This is a genomic window from Paenibacillus sp. JQZ6Y-1, assembly GCF_040719145.1.
Taxonomy (GTDB): Bacteria; Bacillota; Bacilli; order Paenibacillales; family Paenibacillaceae; genus Saccharibacillus; species Saccharibacillus kandeliae.
Map to the genome: position 1 here is coordinate 149,088 of NZ_JBFDUZ010000006.1, position 20,939 is coordinate 170,026.

At 48.7% G+C, this 20,939-nt stretch carries 15 protein-coding genes; 14 read left to right on the plus strand and 1 reads right to left on the minus strand.

From position 1 onward, the window contains the following. The first annotated feature begins 50 nt into the window (after window positions 1–50). From ABXR35_RS22205 to ABXR35_RS22270, 14 genes are all read left to right on the plus strand, one after another. Entirely contained in the window at window positions 51–1,706 is a 1,656-nt protein-coding gene (locus ABXR35_RS22205) for a response regulator (protein WP_367064253.1), read from the plus strand. Next, entirely contained in the window at window positions 1,707–3,506 is a 1,800-nt protein-coding gene (locus ABXR35_RS22210; RefSeq protein WP_367064254.1) for a sensor histidine kinase, read from the plus strand. It abuts the gene before it with no gap. Then, window positions 3,503–4,486, plus strand: a complete 984-nt coding sequence (locus ABXR35_RS22215) for a substrate-binding domain-containing protein (RefSeq protein WP_367064255.1) — start codon at window positions 3,503–3,505, stop codon at window positions 4,484–4,486. Before ABXR35_RS22210 ends, ABXR35_RS22215 begins: the two co-directional genes overlap by 4 nt. Before the next feature lie 17 nt (window positions 4,487–4,503). Continuing rightward, window positions 4,504–5,802 (plus strand): extracellular solute-binding protein, encoded by a 1,299-nt coding sequence (locus ABXR35_RS22220; RefSeq protein WP_367064256.1) that lies wholly within the window; start codon window positions 4,504–4,506, stop codon window positions 5,800–5,802. A 274-nt stretch (window positions 5,803–6,076) separates the two neighbouring features. After that, window positions 6,077–7,408 carry an ABC transporter substrate-binding protein gene (locus ABXR35_RS22225; protein ID WP_367064257.1) on the plus strand — a complete coding sequence of 444 codons (1,332 nt, stop codon included), beginning with the start codon at window positions 6,077–6,079 and terminating at the stop codon, window positions 7,406–7,408. An 81-nt stretch (window positions 7,409–7,489) separates the two neighbouring features. Next, window positions 7,490–8,386, plus strand: a complete 897-nt coding sequence (locus ABXR35_RS22230) for a carbohydrate ABC transporter permease (protein WP_367064258.1) — start codon at window positions 7,490–7,492, stop codon at window positions 8,384–8,386. A 136-nt stretch (window positions 8,387–8,522) separates the two neighbouring features. After that, a complete protein-coding gene (locus ABXR35_RS22235; protein WP_436669405.1) occupies window positions 8,523–9,362 on the plus strand; it encodes a carbohydrate ABC transporter permease in 840 nt (279 codons plus the stop codon). A gap of 204 nt (window positions 9,363–9,566) precedes the next feature. Beyond that, window positions 9,567–10,055: a DUF4334 domain-containing protein gene (locus ABXR35_RS22240; RefSeq protein ID WP_367064259.1), complete on the plus strand. Its 489-nt coding sequence runs from the start codon at window positions 9,567–9,569 to the stop codon at window positions 10,053–10,055. A 427-nt stretch (window positions 10,056–10,482) separates the two neighbouring features. After that, window positions 10,483–13,305: a hypothetical protein gene (locus ABXR35_RS22245; protein WP_367064260.1), complete on the plus strand. Its 2,823-nt coding sequence runs from the start codon at window positions 10,483–10,485 to the stop codon at window positions 13,303–13,305. Between the two features lie 12 nt (window positions 13,306–13,317). After that, on the plus strand, window positions 13,318–14,643 hold the full coding sequence (locus ABXR35_RS22250) for an efflux RND transporter periplasmic adaptor subunit (protein WP_367064261.1): 1,326 nt from the start codon (window positions 13,318–13,320) through the stop codon (window positions 14,641–14,643). A 2-nt stretch (window positions 14,644–14,645) separates the two neighbouring features. After that, the gene (locus ABXR35_RS22255; protein WP_367064262.1) at window positions 14,646–15,335 is read left to right on the plus strand and encodes an ABC transporter ATP-binding protein; all 690 of its coding nucleotides are present in this window, start codon (window positions 14,646–14,648) and stop codon (window positions 15,333–15,335) included. Then, window positions 15,332–16,501 (plus strand): ABC transporter permease, encoded by a 1,170-nt coding sequence (locus ABXR35_RS22260; protein WP_367064263.1) that lies wholly within the window; start codon window positions 15,332–15,334, stop codon window positions 16,499–16,501. The genes ABXR35_RS22255 and ABXR35_RS22260 overlap by 4 nt, the downstream gene beginning before the upstream one ends. Window positions 16,502–16,611: 110 nt before the next feature. Next, entirely contained in the window at window positions 16,612–18,081 is a 1,470-nt protein-coding gene (locus ABXR35_RS22265) for a sensor histidine kinase (RefSeq protein WP_367064264.1), read from the plus strand. Continuing rightward, the gene (locus ABXR35_RS22270) at window positions 18,078–18,773 is read left to right on the plus strand and encodes a response regulator transcription factor (protein ID WP_367064265.1); all 696 of its coding nucleotides are present in this window, start codon (window positions 18,078–18,080) and stop codon (window positions 18,771–18,773) included. Before ABXR35_RS22265 ends, ABXR35_RS22270 begins: the two co-directional genes overlap by 4 nt. Before the next feature lie 128 nt (window positions 18,774–18,901). Here ABXR35_RS22270 and glmS read toward each other — a convergent pair whose 3' ends face one another. Continuing rightward, a complete protein-coding gene (gene glmS / locus ABXR35_RS22275) occupies window positions 18,902–20,734 on the minus strand; it encodes a glutamine--fructose-6-phosphate transaminase (isomerizing) (RefSeq protein WP_367064266.1) in 1,833 nt (610 codons plus the stop codon). Window positions 20,735–20,939 lie beyond the last annotated feature (205 nt).

Sequence of the window (20,939 nt, forward strand, 5' to 3'; positions counted from 1 at the left end):
CTTTCCACTATCACCTACCCGACACTATCGGGATTAGAGGAGGGATTTGCTTGTACAAGGTTATGATTGTTGACGATGAAGCGATTATTCGTGAAGGATTGCGTAGTCGAATCGACTGGCAAGCGCACGGTTTTGAGCTGGTTGGAGATTATGCCAATGGACGTGAGGCATGGGATGCCATTCAGATTCAGCCGCCACATCTGATCATCTCGGATATTTGTATGCCGTTTATGGATGGGCTGGAGCTGGCAGCGCACGTGCAGCAGCATTGCCCAGATACGAAAATGGTCATGCTAACTGGCTTTGATGAATTTGAATATGCGCGCCGTGCCATTCGGCTGAAAGTATCTGATTTTATCCTCAAGCCAATTACGGCACGCGAGATTCGCGAATTGCTGCTTCAAATCCGTGTTGAGATGGATGAACGTAATCGCCAGCATGAGAATATCGGACAGCTACAGCAACAAGTCTCCCAAGGTCTACCGCTGCTGCGGGAACGATTCTGGGAACAGGTCTTCACTACTGGTCTGCCATTGTCCGAGTATACAGAGCAGCTGCATCAGCTGGAATTGCCATCCCTAAACGCGCCTTATTATGTTGCACTACTAGAAACGCTACAATCCTCCAATAAAAATCCACAAGCTGGGCAGTCACCAGATCAACAGCTGGAAGCATTATGCCAGTTGGTACGTACCTGTATCCAGTCGACACTGCCGCAACAGTTGATCTGCTTACCAATGGTCTTTCACTCGCGCTTGCTCGTGCTGTTTGCCGCTGCTCCGGGGCTGAATGTCTCTGCACGTTCGCTGCGCGGTGATGTTGAACAGCTGCTCACCACCGCCTGTGCTGCGGTCGAGGAATTAACCGGCGAAGCATTAAGCGGCGGAATGGGACATGGCTGTGATCAGCCTACCCAGCTACCTCAAGCCTATGCCGCCGCCATTCATGCACTAGACGAGAAGTTTCTGCTACCGTACACCTCTCCCTCTCTACATACTCTGATCAACACCACATCCACACACCATGATCCGGTGCAAGCTGCCGCTCGTCTGCATGATGCTGAGAAACAGCTGCTACAATCGGTACGCAGCGGCGATATGCGTCTCGTAACGGCGCATGTACAAGAGCTGGCTGCACAGCTGCGCGAACAGCAAGCAACACGTCATGAATGTATGCAGCAATTCGATACTATGGCACATCTGATCCGCGATTGGTTGGTACAGATCGGTGATGGCATTGACTTTTACGGTGCTTGGCAGCAAATGAATCTGATACCACCGCTTCATCTCGTCCAGCTAACCGAACGGATGGCGACTGCACTGACGGCGCTGGGTTTACAACTCCATACGGCGTCTAGTTCTAGCAGCCAGCATATTCAGCGCGCACTGCATCATATTGAACAATATTATGCCAATCCCCAGCTGTCGTTGCAGGATATGTGTACGCTCACTCTGATGAGCACGACACGCTTTAGTCAGGCATTCAAGCAGCATACCGGAGAAACGTATGTGGAGTATCTCACCCGCTTTCGTATGGACAAAGCCAAAGAATTATTACAGCTGACTGATTATAAATTTTACCAGATTGCGGAAAAGGTAGGCTATACTGATCCGAATTATTTCAGCGTTTCTTTTAAAAAGCATACCGGACTGACGCCCCGACAATATCGGGAACAGCAGCGCCGAGCAAAGGAGTTGTCCGGTTAAATGTTCCGCCGTCGATGGGTAAGCCGCATACCGTGGAAATGGCATAGTCTCACAACCAGCCTGCTGATCGGCTTCTCTGGATTGATTCTCATTGTGATTGCCTTGATCAGTCTGAACAATTATCGCTTGACGCTGGATGCTGCCGAGCAGAACTCGCAGGTGTACATTCGCGAGATTATCCGCCAAGTGAACAGCAATTTGCAATCCTATGTCGACAATATGCAGAATATCTCCCTGCTCGCCATGACGAACAAGGATGTCACCTATTATATTTCCAGCAACAGCTTTATTGATGAAAATGACAGCCGACCGTATGAGAAGCGCATCTCTGATCTATTTCAAAATATTTTGTACAGCCGCAATGATATTGCTTCGATTATGGTGTTTGGCTATAACGGGCGTATTGTGTCTGACCGCCGCATTACCGATCTGAATCCCAATGTCGATGTAACCAAGCAGTCGTGGTATACACAGGCACGCGATATGGATGGGCGCTCAATCGTCTCCGCTCCCCATGTGCAGAATCTGATCCGCGGGGAATATCGCTGGGTCGTCTCGCTCAGCCGGGAATTGAAAAGCAATGATGGCATTACGCCGCAGGGCATCTTTCTCGTCGATATGAACTTAAGTGTCATTGATGATATATGCAGCCGCATTTATCTAGGTAATCGTGGATATGTGTTTATTGTCGATAACGAGGGAAATATCGTCTATCATCCGCAGCAGCAGCTGCTGTATAGCAATCTGGCGAGTGAATCGATTCCGAAGGTGCTGACGACCGCCAGCGGACAATCCTTCACCGTGGATGATGATAAAGGAAAGCGTATCTATTCGGTGCAGGATACCGGCTTCGGTTGGAAAATTGTTGGCGTTACCTATACCGGCGACCTGATCTCCAATCCTACCTCCATTCGTCATTCCATTGTGCTGTATGCGCTGCTGGGCTTAGGCATCGCTATCCTTGTCTCGCTCATGTTATCGCTCTATCTGACCCGTCCACTCAAACGACTCCAGCGGGATATGAAGCAGGTCGAGCAGGGCAACTTTACAATTCGGACTCCTGTAGAGGAAACCAATGAGATCGGTCAACTGGGGCATTCCTTCAATGTAATGGTCAGTCAGATCAAGCAGCTGATGGATCAAACGGTTATGGATAGTGAGCAAAAGCGCAAAACGGAATTGCTGCTGCTTCAGGCGCAGATCAATCCGCATTTTCTGTACAATACGCTGGATTCGATTATCTGGATGGCAGAGCAGGAAAAGCACGAGGAAGTGGTCGATATGACGGCAGCGCTTGCCCGTATGCTGCGTGCCAGCATTAATCGCAAACAGGAGCTGGTGCCGGTGATGACTGAGGTGGAGCATGTACGCAATTATTTATTCATTCAAAAGATGCGCTATCGGGATCAGTTGGATTATGTGATTGATATTCCGCGTGAGCTGCTGCCCTATCCCACGCTAAAAATTTTGCTACAGCCTTTTGTGGAAAATGCCATTTATCATGGGATTCGCAATCGCGAGGAACGCGGGCTGATTACAGTGCGTGCATGGCAGGATCAACAGGATCTTGTATTTGCTGTTATCGACAACGGGACCGGCATGACAGAAGAACGCGTACAGCAGGTGCTTCGCGGCGATCTAGATCATCGCAGCCCAAGTGGCATCGGGGTTGGCAATGTGAATGAACGGATTCGGCTTCATTTTGGAGAGCCGTATGGGATTACGATTCATAGCTCTCCCGATGAAGGTACTACCGTATACATCCGAGTGCCGCTGATTGAGGAAGTGACGGTATCATGACCAATCGACGCTTATTTTGGTGGATGGCTGCTCTGCTGCTGGTAGGTAGTCTGTATATTATCGCGTACTTTATGCTGCTCACTTCCGGTACAGAGAAGGATCGAACACTGATGATTATTTTAAAATCCAATAGCGCGCAGTCCGATTTCTGGCAGACCGTGCGCAGCGGTGCTGAAGAAGCCGCGCGTGAGAACGATGTGCGCTATACGGTCACCGGTCCGCTGGATGATCAGGAGGTCAATGTGCAGCTCAACGCATTACAAGAAGCGATACAAACAAAGCCAAGTGCCGTGATTATTGCTCCACTAGCTGATCAGCGCGTCCTTACAGCGATCCGCCGGGTAATGGATGCCGGTGTACCCGTAATCGTCATGGACACACCGCTGTATGGACCGGAAGCACCCATATCGGTAGCCAGCGATCACTTGCAAATGGGAGAACAAGCCGGACGGATGGCATCGTATCAGACCAGCGGTATCCCGCACACGGTTGTATTGGGCGATTATCGCTCCTCTGCCATTTTGCAGGCGCGGATGACGGGGATTCACAATATTCTTGATTCTGTACCGGGCAGTGTGACCGAGTTGTATTACTGCGGCGAATCAGAACAACTCGCCTATGTCATGATGAACAAGCTGCTGCAACAGGAGCCGCAATTGAATGCGGTCATTGCTGCCAATGATGTGATTGCGGTAGGAGCAGCGCGTGCGCTCAAGGAGCATCCACAGCATAAGGTGAATTTGGTCGCGTTCGACAGCTCCTTTTATGAAATCCAACTGCTGGAGGAACGTACGATCCATGCTCTGATCGTGCCGAAACCTTTTAATATTGGTTATCTGGCTGTTCAACGTGCGTTAAAGCATGATGAAAGTAACAGTTCCCACGAACGACTCACGCTCATTCCGTCTACAGTCATTACGCCGTCGGATATGTATGCACCGGAAAATCAGAAATTGCTGTTTCCATTTGACGAAAAATAAGTCGGAGGCGATCTGCTGTGTTATTGCGTTTGACCGTCTGGCTCCGTGCTGGGCTACCTGCTTTGCTGTTATGTCTAACCGCCTGCTCGGCGCCCACTTCCCTGCCAGAGCCTGAACAACAGCAGCAGGCGGTGATCAAATTTGTTGCTGCCGATTATAGCTCCGGCACTAAGCCTATGCTAGAACAACTGGTGCGCAACTTTATGCGTGAGAATCCATCCATCTCGGTGCAATTGCAGGTGGTGAACTGGGATATCATTGATGGCGTGTACACGTCGATGATTAGCGAAGGTGATCCGCCTGATCTTCTCAATATCAATATGTACGCCCGCTTCGCAGCTCATGGCCTATTGAATGATATGAATACGCTTATGTCAGATGAGCTGAAGTCCAAGCTCTCCCCCCGCCTCACCTTTATGGATCGAATGAACGGTAAGCAGTACGCCATTCCGTATTTTGCGACGCAGCGGCGACTATATTATCATCCGCAGCTTTTTCAGCAGGCTGGCATTGCCGCACCTCCGCGTACATGGTCAGAACTGGAACAGGATGCTGCCAAGCTCAAGCAAGTCGGTGTAGCAGGCTTTGGCGTCGATCTGACTGAAAATGAAATCCCGGCGTATTTGTCGTACTTTTTCTATGGTTCCGGCGGCGGCTGGATCAAGGACGGACATTGGACGATCAACAGCCCGCAAAATGTCGCCGGGCTAACCTATTTAAAACGTCTTGTGGATCGCGGGCTTACCGATGCCGAGCCAACCGTTACGACGCGCGATGAAAAGCAGCGTATTATGGGTGCTGGGCAACTCGGTATGATGATCAGCGGCAATTATTTAACAACGATTAACAGTCGTGAATTTCCCGGCTCTCATTGGGCGAGCAGTCAGATTCCTGTGCGAGATGGACAGCCGGGCATGCATTTTGGCGTACAGGATGTATTGATTTCGTTCAAGACTGATCATACCAATCCAGCAGCATTGTCCAAATTTCTAGATTATCTATACAATGACGAGCAGTATGAGCAGATGGTTCGCCAAGAGGGGATGCTGCCGGTAACGACGACTGTAGCAAGCAGAATGGTGCTACAAGACCCATCCCTTGAGCAAAATATGAACGAGCTGGATCAGGCACTCTTTTACCCGATTCAGCAGCCAGAATGGGGAGACATTATTGATATGACTCGCAAAATGGGCGATGCCGTTCTGTACAACGGTATCACTCCACAAGCGGCGCTGGATCGGGTACAGCGGTATGCCGAGCAGCAGCAGGCGTTGTATGCGCACAGCCGTGACATCCCATCGGACGACTCGCCGTGATTTGCTAGGCTATATATCGACCTGTGGGAATGGGAACATTTTAGCTAGTATTTTACATTTTCATGAATACCATCATTGTTTCATGTAAAATAAAAGTCATTTTTCATAACATCAATTCATATGATTTGTTTAGATTTGAAAGAAATTAAAGATTTTTAGCAAGATATTCAATATATACGTTAGCTTAAATCCCCTATGATGAATAAAAACGCCGATCGTATCTACAATGTGCAGCATGGCGTCATTATTACATTACATAGGGGGTTTGATTTATATGTCATGGAAAACGAAACTTTCTGCCCTGAGTGCTACGGCACTGTTATCCGTTTCGCTGCTCGCAGGTTGCGGTAACGATGCTGGCTCCAGCAACAGCGCTAGCAGCAGCGGCTCTGGCGAATCATCCGGTACCGGCTTGAGCGGCGATTTTGAGATTCAATACTTTGTCGGTGGTTATGGCGACGCATGGTGGAAACAGGTAACGGAAGACTTCCAGAAAGCGAACCCCGATTTGAATATCAAGGTCAGTGCTGGTCCCAAAATCAATGATCAAATGAAACCGCGCTGGGTAGCGGGCAATCCGCCCGATTTCGTTTACGTGGATGGTGCGGGTCTAAATGTGCGCCAGATGATTGAAGACGGGCAACTGGAAGATATGACCGATTGGTTTAAAACTGCCAAAAATATTGATGGCACGCCAATCTCAGATGTGCTAAATCAGCAGCCGGAGCAATATGACGGCAAAGTGTACAGCATCCCACTGGCGCTAAGTTCATGGGGCGTGTTCTGGGATCAGAAATTTTTCGATGACAAAGGATGGACAGCGCCGAAAGACTTCGACTCCTTCCTCTCTGTCAGCGACAAGATCAAAGCGGATGGCGTCTCGCCATTTATCCATACGGGCATCTATCCGTACTATATTAACAACTCGATTCTGTATCCGGCGATTGTATCCGCGAACAATGATGATTATTCCGTACTGCAAAAGATGGCTGCCAACGATGTAACTGCCTTCCAATCTCCTGCCGTAATGACGGCGCTGAACCAAATTGTGCAGATGCGTGACAAAGGCATTATCGATCCTGCATCCGTACAGCTGAATCACACCGATTCGCAAATGCTCTTCCTACAACATAAGGATGCGTTTATCGCCAACGGTCTGTGGATGCCAAACGAAATGTCCAAGGATGTACCAGATGGCTTCGAGTTTGCCTTCACTCCATCCATTACGCAAAAGTCTGGCGGAAAAGCCGTTGCTGTTACGTCAACTGCGACCGTCGGTGTAGCCTCCAAAGCGAAAAACAAAGAAGCTGCGTATGCCTTTATCCAATTTATCTTTGCTAAAGCACAGGCTTCGCAATGGGCAGAGCTGGCTGGTGCGCCATCCAATATTAAAGGCGATATCAGTTCATCCAAAGCACCTGAATTTGTAAAACAAGCGGCGGCGGCACTAAGCTCCGATCAAACAGTCGTCGTACCGACAATTACGTTTAATGCCGATGTGGAAAAAGCGATGAATGATGCAACGGTCGCGCTGACGATTGGCACAATTGACCCGAACGGATGGGTCGAACGCGTCTCAGCAGCTGCACAAAAAGCAGCCCAGTAACTAGGCAATGTCAGCAGGAGATCGCCAACCGGCTGTCTCCTGTTTTCATGATCTGGACTCCAGAAAGGATGGTGGCTGCATATGGCGGCAAAATCATGGCAACGGTACGTGTTTATCGCTTCGTTCATTATTCCTGCGCTTCTGCTCTACTGCGTATTCATGGTATATCCGATTATCGAAGCGCTGTATTACTCATTGTTTGACTGGTCTGGCTCATCCGAGAACAAGGATTTTGTCGGTCTCGATAACTTTGTCAATCTATTCAAGGACCCGATCATGTGGAAGGCAATCGGCAATGACTATTTTCTAGTGGCTGGAAAAATGGTAGGGATTATGCTGCTGGCAACTTTCTTCGCGGTAGCTCTTACTCGCTTCCGATTGAAATTCGCCCAGTTTTTCCGCTCGATCTTCTTTATTCCGAATGTTATCTCGGTCGTTGTCATCGGGGTACTGTGGGCGTTTATTTATAATCCGCAGATTGGCTTTCTCAATTCGTTCCTGTCATTAATTACCGGTACGCAGGTCACCACGGCATGGCTCGGATTTCCGTTTCATACGATTTGGATGCTGCTGCCGCCGACAATCTGGGCAGGTATCGGATTTTACATGATTCTGCTTATTGCAGCGATTCAGGGCATTCCCGAATCGTATTACGAAGCATCTGCGCTGGAAGGCGCGAGTCAATGGCATCAGTTTACGCATATTACGCTACCGCTAATCTGGGAACAGATTAAAGTATCGGTGCTCAATATTATGATGACCACGCTGAACGGCTCATTTGTCATCGTTATGATTATGACCAATGGCGGACCAGATAACTCGACTCAGGTTATGGGCTCATATTTGTACCAGATGGCTTTTCAGCAGTTTCATTTCGGTTACGGGGCTGCGATTGGCGTCGTGATCTTGATTCTGTCTCTCATTACAACCATTGCCCTACAGCGCATTATGCGACAAGAACATGTGGAGTTGATCTAATATGGAAGACAATATGAAAAATAACGGCAATCCGTACGATCAGCGTCCATCGGTTTCCTTTTCTACCTCGGCGAACGGAACCACTGCCGCTCCTCGCAAATGGTCGTTGCGCAGACGCAGTATGGATGATTCGGTTATGGGCTTACGCCATCCGATATTCAAGATTATTTTCTACATCATTCTCGTGCTCTGGGCGATTGCAGTGCTCTATCCGCTACTATGGACGCTGCTGGATGCGCTGAAGGATAACGAGCAGTTTTACACCAAAGCACCGTGGGCGCTGCCAGATGTGCCGCTGCTATGGAGCAATTTCACCTATGTATGGAGCGAATACAATTTTGGCACGTATTTTATCAATTCTATCGTCGTTACGATTGGTTCCACATTGCTCGGTTTGATTTTGTCCGCGACCAGCGCTTATGTTATTGCACGTTATCCGTTCAAAGGCAGTAATGTACTATTTCTATTCTACATCAGCTCGATGATGGTGCCGTTTAGTCTGGCGCTAATTCCGCTGTTTTTCCTGATGAACCGCTTGAATCTGGTCAACACCTCCATCGGTTTGATTCTGGTGTATGCAACAACTCTAATTGCGTTTGGCATTTTTATTCTGGTTGGCTTTTTCAAAGGATTGCCGAAGGAATTGGAAGAAGCGGCAGCGATGGACGGTGCATCTTATTTTGGAACCTTTTTCCGAGTGATGCTGCCGTTGTCGCAACCGGGGCTGGTTACGGTCGCCATCGTCAATGTACTGAATATTTGGAATGAATATTTTGTTGGACTCGTGCTGGTGAATGATCCAGAGCATTATACGCTGCCGATCGGCATCGCAGTCATGCAGGCAGAGATGCAATATCGTACGGAGTGGGGACCGCTGTTTGCGGGATTATTTATCAGTATTGTGCCAGTGCTGATCATGTACATGTTCTTCCAGCGTCAGATTGCTAGTGGCATCACGGCAGGTGCGGTGAAATAGCATCATTCGCTCCTGTTTTCAAAAAGCAACTCCTGTAGCAGGGGTTGCTTTTTTGACGATCCTCCATAAATTTGAGCGTTACATGTTTAGGTTGTGGTGCAAAAGTATAATAATCAGTAAGTATACATTCTATATTCTACCAATTTTATTTATACAATTTACTTGTATGCGTTACAACCTATAAATTTTCGAGGAGGAGCTTCTATGCTCGAAACACTGGAACCGCAATTTTGGAGCATGACCTATCAAGATCGTATTACACCGCAGGAAGCCTTTGATCTGTACGACGAGCTGGATGCCGTCGAACTGAACGATATGATTGGTGTATGGCGCGGCTTCGAGCTGCATACGGGACATCCAATGGAGGGTGCGCTGGAGAAATTGCACTGGTATGGCAAGGCATTTCATTCGGCTGACAATGTAGATCCGCTGCTGTTCTACAAACGCAACGGTCAAACGTTTGCTGCCGATCCGGGTCGCATTTTCGATAAAATGAAGATTGTACCGAGCGATGGTGGTGAAGGTAGACTCCGTATGGTCGAGCATCGCGGTCGTATTACAAGCACGCTTGTATATGATCATTTGCCGATTATGGATCACTTCCGCAAAGTGAGCACGGACGTGATTATGGGCATCATGGATATGAAGGGTAGCCGTGATCCGTACTTCTTTTACCTGAAAAAGATCCGTTGATCGTACTATAGCCAAATAAGCGAAATATAATGGACTCGCTTGGAGACCTACGGATGCAACCGTATCCTCGATCCGTGGCATATACGCCTATTGCAGATACACTCTATACCACCCAAACCCGGCACTGTCGTTGAGACGGAGCCGGGTTTTTACTTGAATTTCACTACTTTGTTATGCTCTATCCAGCATTTTGTTATGCTCTTATCTAGCACCCTGCCTCCACTTGATCTTCTTTGCTATATGATTCTCTTCCGTGTACAGCACCCTATCCTAACCCAGTTTATAAAAAGTTTATCTTTTGTTTAACTTCTACATAGAATATTCAGCTATTTATTTATCTTCACTTTATTTCCTCCCTATATGCTAAACCATGACTTCAACTTACATGGATAACGATATAGAGATCGAACAAATGGGAGGAACATTAATGAAGAAACATCATGCCTATCTCGTATTGCTTGCCGGAATCGTGGCGGTTGGCAGTACATCTGGCTTTGCCGCGCTGACGTCTCCAGCTAGTGTATCGGCAGCCGCCCCTACCTCAGCAGGAAGCTCGCTGAATAGCCTGCCAGCGATCGGGCTGCAATCAGGAATCAGCGTGCGATTGAGCGATATTCAGCTGTCCGCACGCAACGCTGGCAGTATTCTCACATACACACTCACCTATACCAACCGTACATCCAGCCCTTACAAGCTGCTGAATACATTTTCCAAAGTACAAACACAGCAAAATGGCGCAATCAAAGGCATAGCTGTGCCAGAAGACAAAGACCATATCACTATTTCCCCCGCTACCAGCCAGTCCATTACGTACTATATCAACGCGCAAGATCAGAGCCGACTAAACGGCACGAAGATTAGCATCTACGGCTGGGATTTTAACAGCAGCAATTATGAAAAGAAACTAGGCACATTCACGCTACCCTCTGGCTATTCCGCATCGGTTCCTATTCATCAGCCACGCAAAATCATGATTGGGCATACACCGCTGAAGCTCAAACCAGAGCAGCTGCAAATCGTCAGCTTCAACGGTAAGCAATATGCCCGCATCACCTTGCAGATGACCAATCTCGGCACCGAATCGCTAGAATCACCCGGCTATAACGCGTATCTGCTGTCATCCAACGGCTCTAGCTATGCACTAGGTCTAGATCGCTCTAGTCAAGAGCTGGACATTCAGCCGGGCGCTACAACACGTATTAGCTATATCGCTGCGATTCCAGCACATTTATCAACATCCAATCTATCCTTACAAATTACACATACAACTGGCTCCGCTTCCAGCAGCAGCGATGCTAATTCCAGCACAGCATCCACCAATCTGGAATTGCCGATCATTTCCTTCCGACTACCTGCTGTCAGTTCTTCTAGCCTGACCGTCCCTGTATCCAAATCGCGTCAGCTGTGGATCGACGGCAATGCAGTCACGTCGATGCTGAAAAACGCCACCCAATCCACTAGCGGTGACAAAGCGGTATGGACGATGCAATTCAGTCTCAAAAATACAGGCAGCAAAGCGATGACCATTCCCGCGTATGAAGCATCTATCACATCGGCGGAAGGTTATACCTTTCCGATCCAGACCAAAGCCTTTTCCAATCTGACCCTCAAACCGCTGGAAGAAAAGCTAATCCAGCTGTCTGCCGAAGTGCCGCTGCAATTGAAGCAGCAGCAGCTCAAGCTGCAACTACTGGAGCCTACGACAACAACAGCAGCGAACGGTACAGCCAACAATGCGGAAACAGCAACTGCCACTGCTAATCACAGCAGTCCGATTTTGCCAACTGCCTTTTATATGATTCCATACAGTCAAGAACAGAGCCAATCTGCACAGACGGAATATACCTTTACTAATAACGATGGCAGCTTCGGCGTAACGCTAGAATCACTGCAACGGATGCCGTGGACTACAGACGATATCGTAGCCGCGAAAATCACGCTGCGCAATGCCGGTTCGTCTTCTGTGACTCTCCCTGAACTGGGCGGCTGGATGAAAGCACAAAACAACCGTATCAGCAGCCCTGTCCAAATTGTCACCGAGCAAAATGATCATTCGCTGAATGCTGGCGCAAGCCGCGTCTACTACATCGTCGGACGCTTCAACTCTGATGTGGACCTCACTCAGCTCAAAATCGAGCTGTATCCAACTGCCAATTCAATTGGAACGTCTTCAGCAACCCCCGATGACACAAGCAAAGCTAGCACCAGTAACAACATGCTGGACAGCGACAATCCATTTCTATCGCTCAATGTGGGACAAACGAACGTTGCTGTTGCCAAAATCGCCCGCGGCTCTTCTTTCCACATTCAGACCAACGGCAAAAAGGCAGAGATCAAGGAACGTCGTACGATCACATACGAAGGCTCCAGTCAGACAATCGCTTATACCGAACTCGATATGAAGAGTGAGGAGAAGCGTACTTCTCTACCATCTCGTTTAGTTGCATATTATAAAACACCAGACAACGAATATTACGAAGCTACTGTCAATCAGTCCGATAAAACAGTCGGTCCAGATGGTAAGAGTCTAATCACCGTTTGGAGCAAGCTACCATCCTCAGTCCATACATCCGACCTGACCCTGTACATCGGCGAAGGAATCAGCAACGGCAACATGTCCACCCCAGCCACCGCGCCGACTGGATATATCAACGCCGTCGAACTGGCGCTGAACAAGCAGTCGACACCAGTAACAACTAGTGTCAGCAGTGAGATGGAGCTATTCCCTTACCGCTTTGCTATTACTGGCGCCACTGGCTCGCTGGCGGAAGGGCAGGAAAGCATCGCTATCAACATGACTTATAACTTGAGCAAGGATAACACGTATACAATGGGTACATTTGGTCACAATCTGATCATCCAATGGGTTGATCCATCCGGTCAGATGCAAGAGAAAACGATGGTTCCGGGAACCGAGCTGACACTGGGCAAATCGGTACCATACGCTACCACCTTATCCAGCAGCGCCTACAAAAATGTCAAAGGCGGTCATTTTACCATCAATGTATACGACGAGTTTGAAGGCGAGCGTATTCTACTAGGTACACAAAGCTACCGGGTCGATTTCACACCGAATATCGTAAATACACCGACCACATCGCCGACCACTACACCGTCCGACCAACCGACGACGAACCCGGATACCGGCACGTCCAAAGGCAAGACAGATACAGGCAAAACGGACAACGCCGGCAATGGCAGCAAAACCGGCAGTACCGATTCCCATGACAGCGAAAGCGCTGCGAAATAACGGAGGAACCCCATGACCAATACCAAGAAAATCTGGATATCCGCGTCCATCTTCGTCGCAATCGCCATTGCAGGCATTGTCGTCTATCTGCTCTGGCCACGTTCATCCACAGAAGCGATTGTGGAAACTACACCATCCGTATCGGTGCAAAAAGGTGATATTACTGTCCGCATTAAAGGCTCCGGTGCCGTCAAAGCGACCAGCCAGACGATGGTCTATACCGACAAGGAAGGCAATATCAATCAAGTGCTCGGCAAGCTGAACAATACCGTCAAAAAAGGACAAGTACTACTCACCTACAAGCCAAAGGACAATTCCAAAGACCTGACTCAACAGCAGAATACCTTGCGTCAGCAGCAAAGCGATCTCCAAGACAAACAGGAGCAATACAAGCAGCAGATGATGGACAATGCTGCCCAGACCGAATTGGATAGCACGCGTCTAGCGATTGAAAAAGCCAAAGACGACATCGCCACTACGCAAACCGAGATTGCCCGTTTGCAAAAGGATCAGGCAGCGCCAGCACCGCTAGTAGCTCCAACCGACGGTACAATTACCAAAGTGAGCGTATTCGCGGGCGGTGCTTCTAGCGCTGGTTCCGAAGCGTTTACCATTATTAACTATCAGGATCTTAGCGCCACCATTCAGGTAGACGAAATGGATATCCTGAAGGTGCGCGAAGGCATGAAAGCAACGATGCAGCTGGATGCGCTGCCCGATCAAACCTACACCGGTCACGTCGCCTCTATCGCCAACGAAGGCTCTGTGAAAAATGGCGTGTCCACCTTTGGTGTGACGATTCATCTGGATCGCCCCGGTCAGATCAAAGCAGGCATGTCTGCACAAGCAAGCATCCTTGTGCAGCACAAAAAAAATATTCTCGTCCTGCCTATCGAATCGATTATCCAGCAGGGCGACGCTTATATTGTACAAAAATTAAATGTATCCGCTGATCAGCAAAATCTCACCTCGCCGATCACCGAGGATAAACCGATCCGAGTCGGTATTCATGATGAGAGTCATGTCGAAATATCCAGCGGTCTCAAAGAAGGCGATCTGGTGAGCGTACCATCTTCCGATATGAGCGGAATAAGCGCGCCAACCAGTGGCAGCAGCTTTGATATGAGCGGTTCGGATTCTGTCAGCGGCTCTACCAGTGACGGTAGCAGTTCGTCCGATAGCACAGGTTCATCCAGCGACAGCAGTACTACCGATAACTCTGGTTCATCCAGTGACGGTAGCGCATCGGGCAGCTCGTCCAATAGCTCCGGTTCAAGCACCTCCACAGACGGTAGCACGTCGAGCAGCGATAGCAGCTCATCTACCGGAGGTGCATAAGCATGGAGCCGCTGATCCATATTGAACAGATGTCTCATAGCTATATGATGGCAGGACAGCGGATGCCTATTTTGCAGGATATTTCGCTAACTGTGCATAAGGGCGAGTTTGTGGCTATCATCGGTCCATCCGGTTCGGGCAAGTCGACGCTGATGAATATGATCGGCTGTCTGGATGTACCGAACAGCGGCAGTTATACACTAGATGGCAGCAATGTACGCAAGCTGTCCGACAATCGGCTTGCCCGTATCCGCAACGAGAAGATCGGCTTTATTTTTCAAAGCTTCAATCTGCTGCCCCGGCTGTCTGCTATGGAAAATGTCGAGCTGCCGCTGATTTACCGTGGACTATCTCAGCGGGAACGGCGTAAACGTGCCACACTTGCCTTGGAGCAGGTGGGCTTGCAGGAGCGCATGTTTCACCGCCCCAATCAGCTGTCCGGCGGTCAACAGCAGCGTGTCGCGATTGCCCGCGCTCTTGCTGGCGATCCGCCGCTGCTGCTAGCGGACGAGCCAACTGGCGCACTGGATACCCAGACCGGACGCGAAGTGATGCAGATGATTCAAACTCTCAACGCACAAGGGCATACGATTATTCTAATCACCCACGATCTCGATATTGCCGATCAAGCGCGCCGCGTGATTCGTATTCAAAGCGGCGTGCTGACCGAAGATCGGAGGAACGAGTCATGATTCTGTTTCAAAGTATCCGTATGGCGCTACTAAGCGTCATCGGTAACAAAATCCGTTCTTTTTTAACGATGCTAGGCATTATTATCGGGGTCTCATCTGTCATTTTGGTCGTTTCTGTCGGTATGAGCTACAACAACCAGATCAGTGATCAGTTTAGCGGGCTTGGCACCGATCTGCTGACGATCAGCATTATGGGTTATGGTGCCACCACCTCATTAACTACCGAGCAAACGATGGCATATGGACAGCTTCCCGGCGTGGGCGGTGTATCCCCTGTCATTTCCAGTAATGTTACCGCCAAACATCGCGGTCGCAATGCGGATGTACCACTGGAAGGCGTAATGCCCTCCTATGAACGCGTCAAAGACTTTCACGTACAATCCGGTCGCTTTCTACTCAATATCGACAATCAGTATCGCCAGAAGGTAGCACTAATCGGTTCGGAAACTGCCACCAAATTATTCGGCATGGAGAATCCAGTCGGAAAAGATATTCGTCTCAATGGCGATACCTTCACCATCGTTGGCTTGCTGCGAACGAAAGGCTCTAGCCTGATGGGGTCCAATGACGATAAAATCCTAATCCCACTCGCAACAGCCGAACGCTTTTTACAAACAAAAGGGATTCAATCATTCGAGATCAAAACGACATCACCCGATCAGATTCCGGCGGTCAAAGAGGAATTACAAGAAGCGCTGACTGCCGCCTTAGGCGATCCGTCCGCTTATGATATTTTCGATGCCAAGGAAATGATTGAATCTATGGAGAAAACAAGCGCCTTACTGTCCGCCTCTCTGGCAGGCATCGCTGGTATCTCCCTGATCGTCGGCGGTATCGGCATTATGAATATTATGATTGTATCGGTCAATGAACGTACCCGCGAGATCGGTATCCGCAAAGCAATCGGCGCGCGTAAAAGCAATATTTTGCTGCAATTCATGATCGAATCGGTGTTTCTAAGTACGCTCGGTGGACTGCTAGGTATTGGTACCGGATTAGGTCTGGTATGGATCGTTGGACAGTTTATTCCGTTTCCGATTCAGTATGCGTGGAATATGGTAGTGATCGCCTTCGCCTTTTCGTTTGCTATCGGTGTATTATTCGGTATTATTCCGGCTAACAAGGCTGCACGCCTACGTCCAATCTACGCCCTGCGCACCGATTGATACAAGTCTTGCTAACAAGCTCGAGTTGGTGGTTAATCTTACATCTTGGATGTGCGGAGAATATGCTACAATGAAGCCGTAACAGGCAAACATCGCAAAGGAGCAACGGTATGACAATTAAGCATCGCCTGATTATCTCCAACATTTTGATGATTGTGATACCGGTACTCATCTCCGCCATCATTATCGGAGCCGGTCAGTACCTCTCTTATCAATACTGGAAAAATCAATACGACAAAACAAGCTCCGTTTACGATGTACCTGACAAAATCATCTCGGTTGCTACCGAGTTAATCCGCGATCCTCAAAGTCGTAAAGCCGCGGAAAAGCAGCAGCTCGAAGCCTATTTACAAAAAAATCATATGCGGCTTGCCGTCAATGATTTCAAAACCCATAAGCTACTGCTCAATATGGGCAATCCCAGTATCGACTCTGGGGGTAATTTACTTCAAGCGGTCTGGGCACTCAATGGCGAAGGTAATGCCTATGCAGGTAATGACAGCGTGTATAGCAAAAAAGCAATCGTCGATGGCAATGTGTACGTTATCTCCACGTTTAGCACGTATGACGATAATGCGACCAGCGACGACCCGTACTATAGCGAATACAACTCGCTGATTACACTATTTATGATCCTGTTCGGTGTTGGTATTCTCATTACCATTTTCTTTACAAACCGGTTTTTGACGTATTTTGTATTCAAAAAAATCAGCCAGCCACTCGGCACACTTGGCGAAGGCGTGCAGCAGATTCGTGACGGCAATCTGGATACGCGTATCCGGTATGACAATCAGGATGAATTTGCCGCCATCTGCCATGATTTTAATGATATGGCAGAGCAGCTCAAGCAATCGATGCAGCTCATCCACCGTCAGGAGGAGAACCGTAAGGAGCTGCTGGCAAGCATCTCGCATGATCTGCGTTCCCCGCTCACCTCCATCCGTGCTTATTCCGAAGGGCTGCTGGACGGCGTAGCCAGTACACCCGAAGCTCGTCACAAATACATTACGATGATCAACACCAAGGCGGAGGATATCGACCGTATGGTCGGCAAAATCTTTTTGTTCTCCAAAATGGACATGGGCGACTATCCATACGATCCCGAGCTGCTGGATGTGAATCAGGAGCTGGAATCGCTAATCCGTGCTACCACCGAGGAATATCGCAGCAAAGGGCTGGATATTCAGCTTGACCTATCAAGCGAATCTACACGAATCTTCGCCGATCCACTACAATTGGACAGTATCTTTACCAATATTATTGAAAACAGCCTGAAATACAAAAACAAAGAACGCGGCATGATCCGTATTCAAACGATGGTGCATCACGAGCAGATTATTATCTACCTGACCGACGATGGTCCCGGTGTACCGGAGCAGTCGCTAAGTCAGCTGTTCGACGTCTTTTACCGCAGCGATCCTTCGCGCAACAATCCCAACAAAGGCAGCGGGCTCGGTCTGGCAATTACTGCCAAAGCCGTAGAGCGTCTGGGCGGCAGCATCAAAGCGATGGCTGCACCGTCTGGCGGACTGCGCATCGTTATCCGTTTGCCGCTGATCAGGCAGGAGGAAGGTCAATGAAACATATACTCATTATCGAAGACGACGAAGCCATTGCCGCGATTGAACGCGACTACTTGGAGATCAACCATTTTGCTGTCGAGATTGCCGACAATGGCATCACAGGCGCAGAGCGTGCCTTATCCGGTCAATTTGACCTGATCCTGCTGGATCTGATGCTGCCCGGCGAAGATGGATTTTCCGTCTGCCGTCGACTACGTGACAAGCTGGATATTCCAATCCTGATGGTCACCGCCAAGCAGGACGATATTGATAAAATCCGCGGCTTGGGTCTGGGTGCCGACGATTATATCGTCAAACCATTCTCCCCCAACGAACTGGTCGCGCGCGTCAAATCCAATCTCGCTCAATATGCCCGTATCCAAGCCAAACTTGGTACCAACGTCAATCGTAGTCATCTGGAAGCAGGACCGTTTCTCATCAATACCGAAGCGCATCGCGCCTATCTGAAGGGGCGCGAGTTAGAGTTGAAAAAGAAAGAGTTCGACCTGCTGCATTTTCTCGTCGACAACTCCAATATCGTATTTAGCAAGGATACGCTGTATGAGCGGATCTGGGGCTTTGACTCTATTGGTGATAATGCTACTGTAGCCGTTCATATTAATCGACTACGTGAAAAGATTGAGGATGATCCCAGCAACCCACATTATATCCAGACCGTCTGGGGTGCGGGGTATCGGTTTCAATTGTGAGAGAATATTAAATAGAGCTACACAGTACTAAGTATCTACTGTGTAGCTCTATTTTTACGTTTTATAAGATCTCAATTAACAAATAAAGCAGGGTTAGTTCATTGAACTAACCCTGCTTGTATTTAAACCTACTCTACCGTTACACTCTTCGCCAGGTTACGTGGTTTGTCCACATCATGCTCCAGCGCCAGAGAAGCGTAGTAAGCGAGCAGTTGCAGCGTAACAACCGACAATGCCGGTGTTAGGATTTGCAACGTTTTTGGAATCGTCATCACATAGTCAACCGATTTTAGCAGGTCTTCGCGGTGTTCATCATAAGAGATGACCATCACTTCGCCGCCGCGCGCTTTGACTTCTTTGATGTTACTTACTGTTTTCTCCAAAACATCTTCCTGTGTTGCCAGTGCAATCACTGGAATACCGTCTTCGATCAGCGCCAGTGTACCGTGCTTCAGTTCACCCGCTGCATACGCTTCGGAGTGAATGTAGGAGATCTCTTTCAACTTCAGAGAGCCTTCCTGTACAACTGCATAGTCCACACCGCGTCCGATAAAGAAGAGATGCTTGTGCTGAGCGATATGCTCGGCATATGTTTTGATTTCTGGAGCCATTTCCAGAATCTGCTCTACTTGCTCCGGCAGAGATTCCATAGCTGCCAGTGTCTCCGAAATTTCTTCCGTTGTCATAGTACCGCGGATTTCTGCCAGATGCAGACCGAACAGGTAGAATGCGATCAATTGAGACGTATACGCTTTGGTAGAAGCTACCGCGATTTCTGGACCAGCCAGAGTCGCGATCACATCGTTCGCATCACGAGCGATGGAGCTACCCACTACGTTTGTTACCGCGATCACATGTGCGCCGTTCGCTTGTGCTTCGCGCAGTGCTGCCAGTGTATCTGCTGTTTCACCAGATTGGCTAACGACGATCACCAATGTATCTTTGTTGATGATTGGGGAACGGTAACGATACTCAGAAGCAACATCCGTTTCAACTGGGATTTTTGCCATTTTCTCGATGATGTTACGTCCAACCAGACCTGCATGATATGCCGTACCGCAGGCAACGATTTGTACATTACGGATATTGCGGATTTGCTCGGCAGTCAGTTTCAGATCGCTGAAATGAACGCCTTTGCCATCGTCATTGATCCGTCCAAGCATCGTGTCGCGGTATGCTTTTGGTTGCTCGTGAATTTCTTTCAGCATGAAGTGGTCAAAACCGCCTTTTTCTGCGGTTACTGCATCCCAATCCACATGAATCATTTCCCGAGAAATAAAGTTGCCTTCGATGGTCATCAGTTCCACTGCATCCTGTGTCAGAACAGCCATTTCGCCGTCATTCAGAATGTAGACGTTACGTGTATATTTAAGAATCGCCGGAATATCCGAACCGATAAAGTTCTCGCCTTCACCTACGCCGATAACAAGCGGGCTAGCTTGACGTACAGCTACCAGTTTGTCTGGCTCATGCTCAGTCAGTACGCCCAGTGCGAATGCACCGCGCATAAAGGTTACTGCTTTTTGTACTGCTTTAACGATATCGCCTTCATATTCGCGTGCTACCAGATGGGCGATAACCTCTGTATCTGTTTCGGACAAAAATTCAACGCCGGAGCGAATCAGTTCATCTTTCAGTTCCAGATAGTTCTCGATAATCCCGTTGTGAACAACCGAGAATTTGTGCTGTGCATCCATATGTGGGTGAGAGTTCTCATCCGATGGTTTACCGTGTGTTGCCCAGCGAGTATGACCGATCCCTGCTTTACCTACCAGTGGATGATGCTCCAGCTTGGATTCCAGGTTAGCCATACGTCCTTGTGCTTTTACTACCTGTAGACCTTTATCTGTAAATACCGAGATACCCGCGGAATCGTAACCACGATACTCCAATTTACGCAGACCATCGATCAAAATAGCTTGTGTGTCCTTATCTCCAATATATCCAACAATACCGCACATGTTTATATTCCTCCGTTCAATAGTTCGCCGATGGATGTTAACAAGGCATAAGGGATACGTGGAACGCGCTGTCCATATTTAGTTAGGAATGCACATGCAATTGGCGTTCGTCCGTAATCCTGTAAGTCTTATGCACATGCGTATTCATCATCTGATCGTATGAGTATGGGCAGCTGGTGCATACGTGCAGCCAATCTGCCTCTGT

Excerpts from the sequence above, each read along its gene's own strand:
- ABXR35_RS22210 (WP_367064254.1), top strand. The coding sequence starts at position 1,707 with ATGTTCCGCCGTCGATGGGTAAGCCGCATACCGTGGAAATGGCATAGT.
- ABXR35_RS22250 (WP_367064261.1), top strand. The coding sequence starts at position 13,318 with ATGACCAATACCAAGAAAATCTGGATATCCGCGTCCATCTTCGTCGCA.
- ABXR35_RS22225 (WP_367064257.1), top strand. The coding sequence starts at position 6,077 with ATGTCATGGAAAACGAAACTTTCTGCCCTGAGTGCTACGGCACTGTTA.
- ABXR35_RS22265 (WP_367064264.1), top strand. The coding sequence starts at position 16,612 with ATGACAATTAAGCATCGCCTGATTATCTCCAACATTTTGATGATTGTG.
- ABXR35_RS22260 (WP_367064263.1), top strand. The coding sequence starts at position 15,332 with ATGATTCTGTTTCAAAGTATCCGTATGGCGCTACTAAGCGTCATCGGT.
- ABXR35_RS22245 (WP_367064260.1), top strand. The coding sequence starts at position 10,483 with ATGAAGAAACATCATGCCTATCTCGTATTGCTTGCCGGAATCGTGGCG.
- ABXR35_RS22230 (WP_367064258.1), top strand. The coding sequence starts at position 7,490 with ATGGCGGCAAAATCATGGCAACGGTACGTGTTTATCGCTTCGTTCATT.
- ABXR35_RS22255 (WP_367064262.1), top strand. The coding sequence starts at position 14,646 with ATGGAGCCGCTGATCCATATTGAACAGATGTCTCATAGCTATATGATG.
- ABXR35_RS22235 (WP_436669405.1), top strand. The coding sequence starts at position 8,523 with ATGGGCTTACGCCATCCGATATTCAAGATTATTTTCTACATCATTCTC.
- ABXR35_RS22240 (WP_367064259.1), top strand. The coding sequence starts at position 9,567 with ATGCTCGAAACACTGGAACCGCAATTTTGGAGCATGACCTATCAAGAT.
- ABXR35_RS22215 (WP_367064255.1), top strand. The coding sequence starts at position 3,503 with ATGACCAATCGACGCTTATTTTGGTGGATGGCTGCTCTGCTGCTGGTA.
- glmS (WP_367064266.1), bottom strand. The coding sequence starts at position 20,734 with ATGTGCGGTATTGTTGGATATATTGGAGATAAGGACACACAAGCTATT.
- ABXR35_RS22270 (WP_367064265.1), top strand. The coding sequence starts at position 18,078 with ATGAAACATATACTCATTATCGAAGACGACGAAGCCATTGCCGCGATT.